The sequence below is a fragment of the Rhodovulum sp. BSW8 genome, from assembly GCF_003314725.1.
GTDB classification, from domain to species: domain Bacteria; phylum Pseudomonadota; class Alphaproteobacteria; order Rhodobacterales; family Rhodobacteraceae; genus Rhodovulum; species Rhodovulum visakhapatnamense.
Genome location: NZ_QNVX01000006.1, coordinates 67,032 through 79,243, shown reverse-complemented (window position 1 = coordinate 79,243; position 12,212 = coordinate 67,032). Strand labels below are relative to the sequence as shown.

The 12,212-nt window shown below is 67.6% G+C and carries 11 protein-coding genes and 1 tRNA gene; 5 read left to right on the top strand and 7 right to left on the bottom strand.

Annotated elements, in window-relative coordinates; translation table 11 throughout:
• The first annotated feature begins 2 nt into the window (after window positions 1-2).
• The 5 genes from DSD19_RS05470 to DSD19_RS05450 are packed head-to-tail and all read left to right on the top strand — an operon-like array spanning window position 3 to window position 3,967.
• Window positions 3-1,265: a phage major capsid protein gene (locus DSD19_RS05470; protein ID WP_113668824.1), complete on the top strand. Its 1,263-nt coding sequence runs from the start codon at window positions 3-5 to the stop codon at window positions 1,263-1,265.
• Window positions 1,265-1,870: an HK97 family phage prohead protease gene (locus DSD19_RS05465; protein ID WP_113668823.1), complete on the top strand. Its 606-nt coding sequence runs from the start codon at window positions 1,265-1,267 to the stop codon at window positions 1,868-1,870. Before DSD19_RS05470 ends, DSD19_RS05465 begins: the two co-directional genes overlap by 1 nt.
• The gene (locus tag DSD19_RS05460; protein ID WP_075786923.1) at window positions 1,867-2,394 is read left to right on the top strand and encodes a hypothetical protein; all 528 of its coding nucleotides are present in this window, start codon (window positions 1,867-1,869) and stop codon (window positions 2,392-2,394) included. The genes DSD19_RS05465 and DSD19_RS05460 overlap by 4 nt, the downstream gene beginning before the upstream one ends.
• A 2-nt stretch (window positions 2,395-2,396) precedes the next feature.
• Window positions 2,397-3,461, top strand: a complete 1,065-nt coding sequence (locus DSD19_RS05455) for a phage portal protein (protein ID WP_075786924.1) — start codon at window positions 2,397-2,399, stop codon at window positions 3,459-3,461.
• Window positions 3,461-3,967, top strand: coding sequence for a hypothetical protein (locus DSD19_RS05450; RefSeq protein WP_075786925.1), 507 nt, complete (start codon window positions 3,461-3,463; stop codon window positions 3,965-3,967). Before DSD19_RS05455 ends, DSD19_RS05450 begins: the two co-directional genes overlap by 1 nt.
• Window positions 3,968-4,895: 928 nt before the next feature.
• On the opposite strand, the gene DSD19_RS05440 is transcribed toward DSD19_RS05450, so the two are convergent.
• From DSD19_RS05440 to DSD19_RS05410, 7 genes are all read right to left on the bottom strand, one after another.
• A tRNA-Ser gene (locus DSD19_RS05440) sits at window positions 4,896-4,985 on the bottom strand.
• A 118-nt stretch (window positions 4,986-5,103) separates the two neighbouring features.
• The gene (locus DSD19_RS05435; RefSeq protein ID WP_113668821.1) at window positions 5,104-5,820 is read right to left on the bottom strand and encodes an alanyl-tRNA editing protein; all 717 of its coding nucleotides are present in this window, start codon (window positions 5,818-5,820) and stop codon (window positions 5,104-5,106) included.
• Window positions 5,817-8,273, bottom strand: a complete 2,457-nt coding sequence (locus DSD19_RS05430) for a DUF3772 domain-containing protein (RefSeq protein ID WP_113668820.1) — start codon at window positions 8,271-8,273, stop codon at window positions 5,817-5,819. The genes DSD19_RS05435 and DSD19_RS05430 overlap by 4 nt, the downstream gene beginning before the upstream one ends.
• Window positions 8,270-9,304, bottom strand: a complete 1,035-nt coding sequence (locus tag DSD19_RS05425; RefSeq protein ID WP_075786927.1) for a cysteine synthase A — start codon at window positions 9,302-9,304, stop codon at window positions 8,270-8,272. Before DSD19_RS05425 ends, DSD19_RS05430 begins: the two co-directional genes overlap by 4 nt.
• A gap of 56 nt (window positions 9,305-9,360) precedes the next feature.
• Window positions 9,361-10,488 (bottom strand): NUDIX domain-containing protein, encoded by a 1,128-nt coding sequence (locus DSD19_RS05420; protein ID WP_113668819.1) that lies wholly within the window; start codon window positions 10,486-10,488, stop codon window positions 9,361-9,363.
• A gap of 11 nt (window positions 10,489-10,499) precedes the next feature.
• Complete coding sequence (locus tag DSD19_RS05415) at window positions 10,500-10,943, bottom strand: TrgA family protein (RefSeq protein ID WP_113668818.1); 444 nt, start codon at window positions 10,941-10,943, stop codon at window positions 10,500-10,502.
• A gap of 18 nt (window positions 10,944-10,961) precedes the next feature.
• Window positions 10,962-12,173 (bottom strand): cyclopropane-fatty-acyl-phospholipid synthase family protein, encoded by a 1,212-nt coding sequence (locus DSD19_RS05410; protein ID WP_075786930.1) that lies wholly within the window; start codon window positions 12,171-12,173, stop codon window positions 10,962-10,964.
• Window positions 12,174-12,212: the final 39 nt, after the last annotated feature.

The window sequence follows — 12,212 nt, the reverse complement described above, 5'->3', positions numbered from 1 at the left end:
AAATGCTTGATTCCGTGAAGATCCAGCGGCGGCAATCGGAGATCCGCCAGAAGCTGGCCGAACTGGTCGGGAAGGACAGCCCGACCGACGATGAAACCCGTTCGATGGAAAGCCTCGATGCGGAATATCGGACGAATGAGACGCGGTATCGCGCGGCGCTGATCGCGGAAACCGAGGAACGGCGCGAGGCGGGCAAAGATCTTGAGACCCGCGCGGATCGGGAATTTGCCGATCTGGTGGCGGGCTTCGAGCTTCGCCAAGTCGCGTTGCACCTGGACGAAGGCCGGGCGCTGTCGGGCAAGACGGCGGAAGTCGTGACCGAGCTTCGCAACGCGGGCGGTTATCGCGGCATCCCGGTTCCGCTCATGGCGCTGGAAACCCGCGCCGGTGAGACGATGGCGAGCGGCACCCCGGACCCGATGACCACGCGGCCAATCATTGACCGGTTGTTCCCGGCATCCGTGGCGGCGAAGATGGGCGCGCAGATGATCCAGATCGGATCGGGCGCGACCGAATGGCCGGTGACGACCTCGGCCGTCACGGCGGGATGGGCGGACGGCGAGACGGCTTCGGTTCCCGGCCCGACCGCCTACGCCACAACCGACAAGGCGCTGAAACCTGAGCAAACCTTGGGCGTGCATATGCGCATCACGCGCAAGGCGCTGCAACAATCGGGCGAGGCGCTGGAGCAGGCGATCCGCCGCGACATGAACGGCGCCATGTCGGCCGAGCTGGACAAGGCGATCTTCCTCGGCACCGGAGCGAACGGGCAGCCGCTGGGCGTGGTGACCGGCGCGGCGACCTATGGCATCACGTCCACCGATGCGGCGGGCCCGGCGTCTTGGGCGGCGCTGCGGGCGGCAGTGGTGCGGTTCATGACCGCCAATGCCGCCGCTGATCCCGGCGCGGTCAAGGCGCTGGTTCGCCCCGAACTCTGGGCCTTCATGGACGATGCCGAGGCTTTCGCAGGGACCGGCATCACCGAATGGGCGCGGATGACCGCCCAACTCGGCGGCGTGGCGCAGACGACCAACGCGCTCGCGGCGCCCGCGGGCACCCCGAAAGAGACCTCGGTTCTGCTGACGACTGCGGCGGGCGGCGTCTCGCCCGTCTTCGTCGGCCTTTGGGGTGCTGTGGATCTGATCCGCGACCCGTTCAGCGATGCGCAGTCGGGCGGGCTTCGGTTGACGGCTCTGACCACCGCCGATGTGACGGTGGCTCGCGCGTCGCAGCTGGAACTCGTCACCGGGCTGGAGCTGGCGTGATGGAAAGCCCCGTCTTCAACGGGGGCCTGGAACTGCGGGCGGCGGGGGATGGGTCTCGCCGCCTGACAGGGCGGTTCCCTTATGGCAAGCGCGCGGTTCTGGACGCGGGAGGCAAGGGGCGCAGGCCGAAGAAAGAGCAATTCGCGCCCAATGCATTCTCCTTCGCGGTGGACGATCCCGACCGCGATATTCACCTTCTTCTGTGCCATTCCTTCGACCGCCCCCTTGCCAGCCGGAAGGCCGGGACGCTGATGTTGCAGGACTCGGCGGAGGCGCTGAGCTTCGAAGCTGTCCTGACCCCCGAGATCCAGCGGGCCAGCTGGGTGCAGGACTTCCTTGCGGGCTTTGCCGCCGGTCTCATCACGGGTATTTCCCCAGGGTTTCGCGTGGCCCCACCCGAGGCTGTCGAGAAACCCGAGGACGTGACCGAGGAACCGCCTGAGGAAGGCAATGCGCTCATTCGAACGATCTTCGCCGCGATCCTCTTCGAACTCTCCATGGTCACGCGGCCAGCCTATCACGAGACCGAGGCAGACCTTCGGCATTTCCAATGGGATCGCACCCCTAAGGGCCTGACCCACCCCCTGAAAAGGTGGCGCGTATGATCGAGTATATGGCTCAGACGGAAGGTGCGCCTTCGGCGTATCCCGCAATCCCGGGACTGACCGGGGATGCGCTGACGATGGCCCCGGTGGCATGGCAGCGCGTCGAGCATCACATTGCCTGGCGCTTTGCCCCCCGCACGGTGACCTGGACGGTGAAGGGGCCGGGCATGTGGATTCCGCCGCTTCGCCCCGTGGCCGACCTGACGGCGGAAATCTGGGACGGTTCGGCGTGGATCGCGGCCTCCCCCGATGCGACCTGGAACGGCTATGACCTGACGCTTGAAGGGCCGTATCGGATCACGGCAACGGTAGGGGCCGGGCCGGTGCCCGAGGCGGTGGCGGCGGCGGTGCAGCGGCTCGCGACCTATCTCGCTGCCGAAGCGGACACTCCGGCGGGCGCACGTTCCTGGTCGGCTTCCGTGGGGCAGCTTTCCGAGACCATCAACCGCGACCCCGCCCACATGGCGAAGGCGTTGCAGAACTCGGGCGCGGCGGACCTGCTGCGGCCTTACAGGAGGGCGTGAGCATGTGGCCTTTCAAGCGCAAGCCCGTCGAAACCCGATCCAGCACCGGCTACACGGCGCAGCTGATCGGCGCCCGGCAAGCCTATATCGCGGGCGTGTCGGGCCTCGCGGAACTGACGGCGACGGTGCAGGGATGCGTCGCCCTCTGGGAGGGCGGGCTATCCCTGGCCGACGTTCAGGGCACCGACCTGTTGACCCGTCACGCGCTGGCGGTCGCGGCGCGGTCTCTGGCGCTGCGGGGCGAAGCTGTCTTCTTCGTCGGGGACGACCTTATCCCGGCGGTCGATTGGGAGGTGACGACGCGGGGCGGTAAGCCTCGAGCCTATCGTCTGTCACTGCCCGAGGCGGGCGGAAACACCACCGAAACCGCGCTGGCGGCCGAGGTGCTGCATTTCCGCGTCGCCCCCGATCCGGCGCAGCCCTGGGCGGGGCAGGCCCCGTTGCGGCGATCCAGCCTGACGGCGGGCCTGCTGCACCAAATCGAAACCGCCCTGTCCGAGGTCTATAGCAACGCGCCGATGGGCTCTCAGGTGGTGCCCTTCCCCGAAAGCCAAGAGGTGGATCTTGAAACCCTCGGGGCGGGCTTCCGGGGGCGGCGCGGGCGCGTGCTGGTGCGGGAATCCGTCAACGTTTCGGCGGCAGGCGGGCCGGTCCCGACGCAGGATTGGAAGCCGCAGGACGTGACCCCGAACCTTTCCGGCATGATGCCCGATGCGATGTTGACGGCGGCGCGGGCAGCGATCTGCAATGCCTTCGGGGTCTTGCCCGCCCTGGTCGTTCCCGAGGCGCAAGGTCCGGTTGTCAGGGAGGCGCAGCGCCATTTGGCGCAGTGGGTCTTGCAGCCTCTCGCCATGCTGATGGCCGAGGAAGCGTCCGCGAAGCTGGGCGGGCCGGTGGTGATCGACTGTCTGCGGCCGCTGCAAGCCTATGACGCAGGCGGGCGGGCGCGGGCGGCGGCAACCGTGATCGAGGCTCTGGCCGCAGCGAAGGCCGCCGGGCTCGATCCGGCCGAAACCGACAAGGCGCTGACCTTGGTCAACTGGGGCACGAACGACGGTGCGGCATAATGCTGATGATGACCCCCGCCGCAGCCAAGATGAAGCGAAAGCTGGAAGGGCGGGAACGGGAGGCGCGGCGGGGGCGTCTCGGGCAGGCCCGCTTTGACGCTCTGGCCGGTGAACTGGCTGCGGTGATCCGGCTGGCCTTCGAGGCCGGGGCAACGGCGACGCTGTTCGGGCTTGAGGGGCCTTTGCGGCACGGCATTCGCAGCGACCTATGCCTGATGGGCTGGACTTGGGAAAGCGCGGACCTGATGGCCCGCGAACTGCTGGACGAGGCGTTCAAGCGTGTTCGCGCGGTGCGCCCGACATGGAACGAAGGACAGCCGGAATGGGTGATCGAGGCCGGAACGCTGATCGAGCGGACCCGCTGCATCAACTGCGGCAAACCCTTGCCCGAGGGACATCACAAGTATTGCGGGGAAATCTGCGCGGACTCGAAGCGCAGGCGCGTTGCCCGGATCAAGGAGGCCAGCGAGGATCGGGCGGTGGTGTTGGCGATCCGCTCGACCTGACCGCGCGGTGCGAATGGTGCGGAGAGGCTTTGCCAGACGGTGTGCGGGCAAACCGGGCGTTTTGTGACAAGACTTGCCGCAACTCCTACTTCAACGCCCTGGAGGCCAAGGCCCGGCTCGAAGCGAAGGCAGATCGACCGCCCTGCGCATGGTGCGGCGATCCAGTGGCGCCAGAGAAGCCTGCGACAGCTCGCTATTGCTGCGAGCGGTGCCAGACCGCAGATCGACGGGACAGGGACAAGAGGCGACGCCCGCGTACGTGTCCGCATTGCGGCGGATCGTTCTTCGCCTGCAATTCAGGGCAGGTGTATTGCTCGCGGTCCTGTCGCAGCCGCGCGAAGATGAAGAACAAGCCCCGGCCCTGCGACTGGTGCGGCATGATGATGCCCAAGCCCAAGGCGACGACTCGGTTTTGCAGCAAGTCCTGCGGTGCCCATGCCCGAGAGGCCCGCCGGAAGGGCTGACCCGCGCGCGCAGGGGGGGGGCACGGCTATCTGTCCACGGTGGACAGATAGCGCCAGAGGCTGAACCGCGCGCGTAGGGGTGCACGTTTTGCAGGGGTGCATGTGGTGCAGGGGGGCTGAGCATCTGGCAACCGTTGCCAGATGCCGGCTGACCCGCGCGCGTGGGGCACGGTGAGTCATCTGCTAACGGTTTGCAGATGGACGCCGACGCTGCGCAGGAGCGTGGCGAGGTGGCTTCTGATGGCCGACCGAAAACAGTTGAGGACGACAACGGTTTGCCAGCAACCTCCGCCGACCTTGGCCTACGCCGCGATGAGATCCACGAGGCGCGGTGCGAGGCTCACTGGGGAAATCCCCAGTGACGAGCCGCGCGGGAGTGCATTTTGGGGATGATGGGCGCAACGTGGGGCGCAGCCTTGCAGCGCGCCTAAAAGTCAATAAAATCAATATCTTATAGGGCGAATTGGCGGAGAGACAGGGATTCGAACCCTGGAGACGGTTTCCCGCCTACACGCGTTCCAGGCGTGCGCCTTCGACCACTCGGCCACCTCTCCGTGACAGGCTGTCTACCCTCGGCCGGGGGCGCGATGCAAGAGGAGTTTGGCCACTCTCGCCCCCCCTGCCCCGCGACCCTCCGGCACGGGTCCGAAGCCGAGTGTGCCATGGCCGAGGCTAACCGCCCAGATGCACCGTCACCCGCCGGTTCTGACGGCCCTTCTTCTCGATCTTGCCAAGACGGACCGCGCCGATCTCGCCGGTGCGGGCGACATGGGTGCCGCCGCAGGGTTGCAGGTCGACCGGGGCCTCGCCGGAGCCGATGCGGACAAGGCGAACACGCCCCGTGCCGCGCGGCGGGGCCGCCGACATCGTCTTCACGAGCCCCGGACCGGCGTCGAGTTCGGCCTCGGTGATCCACTGCTCGGCGACCGGAAGATCGCGGGCGATCAGATCGTTCAGGGCCGCCTCGAGCGCCCCCTTGTCCCCGGGCGCCTCGGGCATGTCGAAGTCGAGCCGCCCCTTGTCGGCGCCGATGGCGCCGCCGGAGACCGGCAGCGGAATGACCACCGACAGCAGATGCAGCGCGGTATGGACGCGCATATGCCCATAGCGGCAATCCCAGTCGAGATGCTGGGTGAGTTCGGCTCCAACCGGCGGCAGGGCGGCACCCTCGGGCGCCAGCAACAGCTCGGCCCCCGCCTCGCTCTTGACGGTGTCGGCCACGATCATCTGGCCGCCCTGCCAGACCAGCCGCCCGGTGTCGCCGGGCTGGCCGCCGCCGCGCGGATAGAAAAGCGGCGCCGACAGCACCACGCCGCCCTCGGCATGGGCGGTGACCGTGGCGGGCGCCTCCCTGAGATAGGGGGCCTTGCGGTAAAGCGGGCCGGTCAACGTGGGCCATCTCCTCCATCGGCATCGGCGTCGCCGCCGAGATCCGCGAGCGGCTCGGGCTGGGGTTCGGCGCTCTGGCGCGGCAGGAACGGACCCGGCGGCTGCGGCGCAGGCCGCTCGCGCAGGGTTTCGGGGTTTCTGAGCCAGATGTCGCGCTGGGCGAAGGGGATCTCGATCCCTTCCTCCGCAAACCGGCGGGCAATCTCATGGTTCAGTTCGGTTCGCACCGAAAGCCCGTAGTTGATGTCGCGCAGAATGACCCGAAGCTCGAATTCCAGCGCATCGGCGCCGAAGCCCTGGAACACCACCAGCGGCGCCGGGTTCACCATCACCAGCGGATGGCTTTCGCCGATTTCCATGAGGATCTTCTCGACCTTGCGGGTGTCGCTGCCATAGGCGACACCGACCTTGAGGATGACCCGCCCGGTCAGGTTCTGCCGGGTCCAGTTCGTCACCTGCCCGGCGATCAGATCGGCATTGGGCACGATCACGTCGGTGCGGTCGAAGGTCTGGATCCGGGTCGAGCGGACCGAGATATCCTTGACGATCCCCATCACGCCCCCGACCTCGATCCAGTCGCCCTGGCTGACGGGCCGCTCGATCAGCAGGATGATGCCCGAGACGAAGTTCTGCACGATGGTCTGAAGCCCGAAGCCGATACCGACAGACAGCGCACCGGCGACGATGGCCAGCGAGCTGAGGTCGATGCCCGCGGTCGTCACCGACACCACACCGGCCAGGAAGATCCCGACATAGCCCACGCCCGAGATCAGCGCGGTCTGCCCGCCCGGGTCGATCTTTGTCTTCGGCAGTACGGTCGAGCGCAGCATGCCCTGCACCAGCCGGGTCAGCGCATAGCCCAGCGTGAAGACCACGACGAAGGTCAGGAAGCTCGTCGGCGAGATCCGGGTGCCGCCGATGCTGTAGCCCGCGGTGAAGCGCGTCCAGAGCTCGGTCAGGTCGGCGATGCGCGCGCCCCAGATCAGCGCCAGCACCGGCATGGACAGCAGCACCAGCATCATCCCGATCAGCACCGGGATCAGGTCGCCGCCATTCTCGGGGTCCTCGACATCGCGGCCCATCAGGATGGCGTAGATATCGGTCACAAAGCGCTGCAACAGCAGCAGGAACCCCATCAAAGCCAGCGTCAGGATCGAGGGATAGACGAAGAAATCGCCCGCCTCGGCATAGCCCACCGCCGCCAGCAGCGGCCCGATCAGCCCGGCCCCGATGGCGGCGCGGCCGAAGAAGGCGGCGACGCGGTTGCGATAGGGCCGCTCTTCGGGGCTTTCGGCGCTGTCGGCCCGGGAATGCGCCAGCAGAAGCTGGCCCATCCGCGACAGCATCAGCCCGGCCAGAAGCAGGATCGGGAAGCTCAGGACCGCCACCGCCTCGGCGGAGTAGGTCTCGACCTTGCTGACTTCCTGGGCCAGCATCGCCAGCGCCAGGATCAGCCCGATGATCCAGGAATTGAACCTTCCCTCGGCGCGCCGCTCGGGCGGCAGGGTCAGGATGGCGCGGCTGACGCCCAGCTGGGCGAAGACCCGGCCCCCCAGCCAGCCCGCGGTGAAGATCGTGAAGCCGAGGATCGGCAGGATCTGCGCCAGCCGCTCGGTGCGAAGCCCGAGCATCGCCGAGGATTTCAGCGCCCCCGCCAGCAGCACGATCCCCAGCGTCGGCACCACGATCTGGCCGAGCGATGCGATGCCGGAAAAGAGTGTCCGTCCCCGGCCCCGGCCGCGCTGGGCCAGAAACACCGACAGCATCTCCATCCAGCGGCGGCCCCTGACCGTCAGGAGGGCTGCCAGGGCCAGAAACAGCAGCGTCACGGGCAGCGCGCTTCGCATGGTCGCGCGCGCATTGGGGTTTTCCCAGTTCGACGACAGCTCGTTGCCGACCTCGACAAGGGTGCCGCGGATCGCGGTCAGACCGGCGGCCCAGTTGACCGGGTTCACCGGCGAGGGTCCCAGCTGCAGCAGCTGATCGGCCTGACGTTCGCGGATGATCTGGTCGATCTCGCGGATCAGGCCGTCGGCCCGGCTATAGGCCTCGACCGCCTTCAGGCTTGGCGCCTGCGCCTCGTTCAGCTGCTTAGTCAGTTCCGCCCGGCGCTTGGCGATTTCCTGCGGCTCGGTCTCGCCCTCGGCGGGCGGATCGCCCAGCGCCGAGATCTGGTCGCGCAGGGTCTTGATCCGGGCCGAGTTGATGTTCTGCGCGTCGAGAAACCGCGTGCGCCAGTCCACCAGTTCGCCACGCAGCGTATCGAAGGCGGCCGTCGAGGCCTTGCCCTCGGCAAGAACCTTCTCCACCCGCGAGGCGACCTTGTTCCACTGGGCGTAATCGGGGCCCTCCTGCTGGGCCTGGGCCTGAGCCAGCGCGGGGGTGGAGAGTACGGTCGGCAAAACGGCTGTGGCCAGGACGGCCAGCAGCGCAAAAAGGAAACGAAACTTCATCCGGCGAACACCTCCGGCATCGACCGTTTGGGGCCGTCCATCCAGGACGGCACGGGCAGGCCCTTCCCGCGCAGAAAGGCGGGATCGAAAAGCCGCGACTGATAGCGGGTACCGGAATCGCACAGCATGGTGACGATCCTGTGGCCCGGACCCATCTCGCGGGCCATCCGCATGGCGCCCGCGACATTGACCCCCGACGAACCGCCAAGGCAAAGCCCCTCCTGCGCCAGCAGGTCGAAGACCACGCCCAGCGCCTCGTCGTCGCCGATGCGGCAGCAGAAATCGGGGGTGAAACCTTCAAGATTGGCGGTGATCCGGCCCTGTCCGATCCCCTCGGTGATCGAGGAGCCCTCGGATGTCATCTCGCCGGTGGTGTAATAGCTGTAGAGGGCGGCCCCATGGGGATCGGCCAGCCCGATCCTCACGCCCCTGGGCTGCAGCGCCATCGCGGTCCCCGCCAGCGTTCCGCCCGAACCGACCGCGCAGATGAACCCGTCGATGCGGCCGCCGGTCTGCTCCCAGATCTCGGGGCCGGTGCCCTCGGCATGGGCCTGGCGGTTGGCGGTATTGTCGAACTGGTTGGCCCAGATCGCGCCATTGGCTTCGGTCTGCGCCAGCGCCTCGGCCAGACGGCCCGAATAGCGCACGTAGTTGTCGGGGTCGCGATAGGGTTTCGCGGGCACCTCGACCAGCTCGGCCCCGGCCAGGCGCAGCATGTCCTTCTTCTCGCGGCTTTGCGTCTCGGGGATCACGATCACCGTGCGAAACCCCATCGAGGCGCCGACCAGCGCCAGCCCGATGCCGGTATTGCCCGCCGTGCCCTCGACGATGGTGCCGCCCGGCGCCAGCGCGCCGCGCGCCACCGCATCGCGGATGATCCACAAGGCGGCGCGGTCCTTGACCGACTGACCCGGATTGAGGAATTCGGCCTTGCCGAGGATCTCGCAGCCGGTCGCCTCCGATGGCCCTTTCAGGCGCACCAGAGGCGTATTGCCGACCAGATCGGCCAGATCGCTCCGTATCGCCGCCATGTGCGTCTCCCTCTGCCTGCCGGTTTCGTCATTGCTACCGGCGCCCCGGAGGGAACTCAAGCCGGGGGCCGGAAGGCCTCACGGTGACGTGCAAGCCAGAGAAGCGACAGGATGAGCGGGGCATTGCCGATCTCGCCGGTATCGACCAGATCCATCGCCCGCGCGAAAGGCACCACATGGGCACGGATGTCCTCGCCCTCGGCCGGGACCCCGCCCAGACCGCCCGCATCGGCCCCAAGATCGGCCTCGCCCACGAACGAGTAGATGTATTCGGCCTTCGCGCCCGGCGAGGTGTAATAGCCAAAACAGCGATGCAGCGCCCCGATCGTCAGCCCCGCCTCTTCGAGCGCCTCGCGGCGCACCGTCTCTTCGGGGGTTTCGCCCGGGTCGATCAGCCCGGCGATGGCCTCGACCGACCAGACCTGGCTGTCGCCCCGTGCATAGGGCCCCGCGCGCACCTGTTCGATCAGCAAGACCGCATCGCGGGCCGGGTCATAGGGCAGCACGGTCGCGGCGTCCCCCGTCAGGAAGGCCGCGCGCACCATCTCGTCGCTCATGCGCCCGTCGAAGCGGGTATGGCGGAAGGTATATTCCTCGACCGCGAAGAAATTCGCATAGGGCTGGACCCGGGCGGTCTCGACGATATCGCCCGGGCCGGTCGGCTTGCGCAGGGTGGCAGGCCCCGGCTGGCGGGCGCGCAGCGTCGAGGCGGCGCGGGCCAGGATCATCCGGTAGCGCCGCGCAGTCACCTCGGGCGGGCGGTCGGGATAGCCCAGCATCGCCTCCGACGCGGCCTCGGTCACCAGATCGCCCCAGCGCCTGCGCCAGCCGTCAAGATCCCAGGGCGCGCCCGGCACGAGCCCCGCGCGGTCATGGGCATAGACCCCGGCCTTGACGGCCCCCCCGGCGGTCTCGACCGAAACCTCCTGGCGGTCGAAGCCATAGCCGCCCTCGTAATAATCGAGCCGCGCACGGTCTTCCGCCGTCAGCCCGTCGACTAGAAGCCCCTCGGCCTGCTTGCCGGGTTCGGGCAGGATCAGCGGAAAGCTCTCGCCCTCGGCCAGCCGCACGGCATGATCCGCCAGACGCGCGGGCCGCGTCGTCAGCGTGCCGGCCGGGCGGTCCAGCACCCGCGCCAAAAGCGGCAGATGGCACAGCGTGCCATAAAAGAACATGCGTTCCATGTTCGTGTCCTTCAGGTCCAGAAATGTGACACGGCTTCGACCGCCAGCCCGGCCAGAACGCCGCCGACCAGCAGCACGCCCATCGCCGCGGGCGAGGTGAAAAGCTGCACCCCGTAGTCGGCCGCCAGCCCGATCCAGCCCAAGACCGCCGCAACCGGATCGCCAAAGCGCATCTCGACGGTGCGGGCATAGGCCCGGGCCCCGGCATGGATCAAGAGCGCGTAGAAGACCAGCACCACGGTCGTGCGCAGTCCCGCCGTGACCGCCAGCCCATAGCCCTGCCCCGCGAGCCGGCCCATGACGAACCAGCCCGCCAGCGCCCCCACCGCCGCGTTGACGGTGAAGAAATGGCCCAGATCCATGCCCTCGGGAAAGCTCGGCACAAGCGCGACGGAGGCGGCCCAGGCCAGCCCTCCGTAGAGAAGGAATGCGACAAGCTTGGCGGCGGTGGGCATGGATCAGGCGGGCATTCGTCAGGTGGGCCGTGCAACGGTCAGTTGAGTCACGTCGCAGTTTCCGCTTTGGAACGTGGCCGCGCAAGAGGCGAGGTAGAGGTTCCACATGCGCCGGAACCGCGCGTCGAACCCAAGCCGCGCGACATCGTCCCAGCGCTCGTTGAAGGTTTCGTGCCAGCGCCGGAGCGTCAGCGCATAGCTATCGCCGAATTCCATCGAGCGCCGGATTTCCAGCCCGGCTGCACTGGCCTGGGCGCGCAGCACGCCGGGACTGGGCAGCATGCCACCCGGAAAGATGTATTTCTGGATGAAATCGACGCCCTTGCGATAGATCTCGTAGCGCCGCTCCTGCACGGTGATGACCTGCAGCGTCGCCTGCCCGCCGGGCTTGAGGCAGTCGGTCACCTGCCGGAAATAGGTCGGCCAGTATTTCTCGCCCACCGCCTCGAACATCTCGATCGAGGCGATCCCGTCATAGCGCCCGGTCTCGTCGCGATAGTCCTGCAGCTTGATCTCGACCCGGTCGGAAAGCCCGGCCTTGGCGATCCGCGCGACGGCATAATCATGCTGTTCGCGGCTGATGGTCAGCCCGGTGACCTTCAGCCCCCGCTGTCCGGCGGCATATTCGGCGAAACCGCCCCAGCCGCAGCCAATCTCCAGCACATGATCGCCCGGCGCCACCCCCATCTGGTCGACCATGGCCGCGTATTTCAGCTCCTGCGCGGCCTCGAGGCTTTCCTGCCCGGTGCGGAACAGCGCCGAGGAATAGGTCATCGTCTCGTCGAGCCAGAGCCCGTAGAAGTCGTTGCCCAGGTCGTAATGGTGAGAAATGTTCTTGCGCGCCTGGGTCTTCGAGTTCCTTTGCAGCCAGAAGCGCAGCCGCTCGTAGGCGCGGATCAGCCCCAGGCCGGGGAACCCGTCGAAGAGTTCGTCGTTATCCGCATGAACGAGATCCATGAAGGCCATCAGATCGGGCGTGGACCAGCCGCCCTCGACATAGGCTTCGCAAAAGCCCAGATCGCCCTCGCGGATCAGCCGGGCGAAGACATCCGGGTCGTGAATGTCCAGCTCGGCCACCGGGCCTGGCGCCCGGCCCTCGGCGCGAAAACGCCGCCCGTCGGACAGCACGAAATCGAGCCGTCCGTGGCCCATTCGGCCTGCGATGTCGAAAACCTGTGCAAAATAGCGCGGCAGGTCGGCCTGCCCCCTGGTACTCGTCAGGACGGTCATCCTGGCTCCCTCGTTCCCTTATGGTTTTTTCTGGTTCTG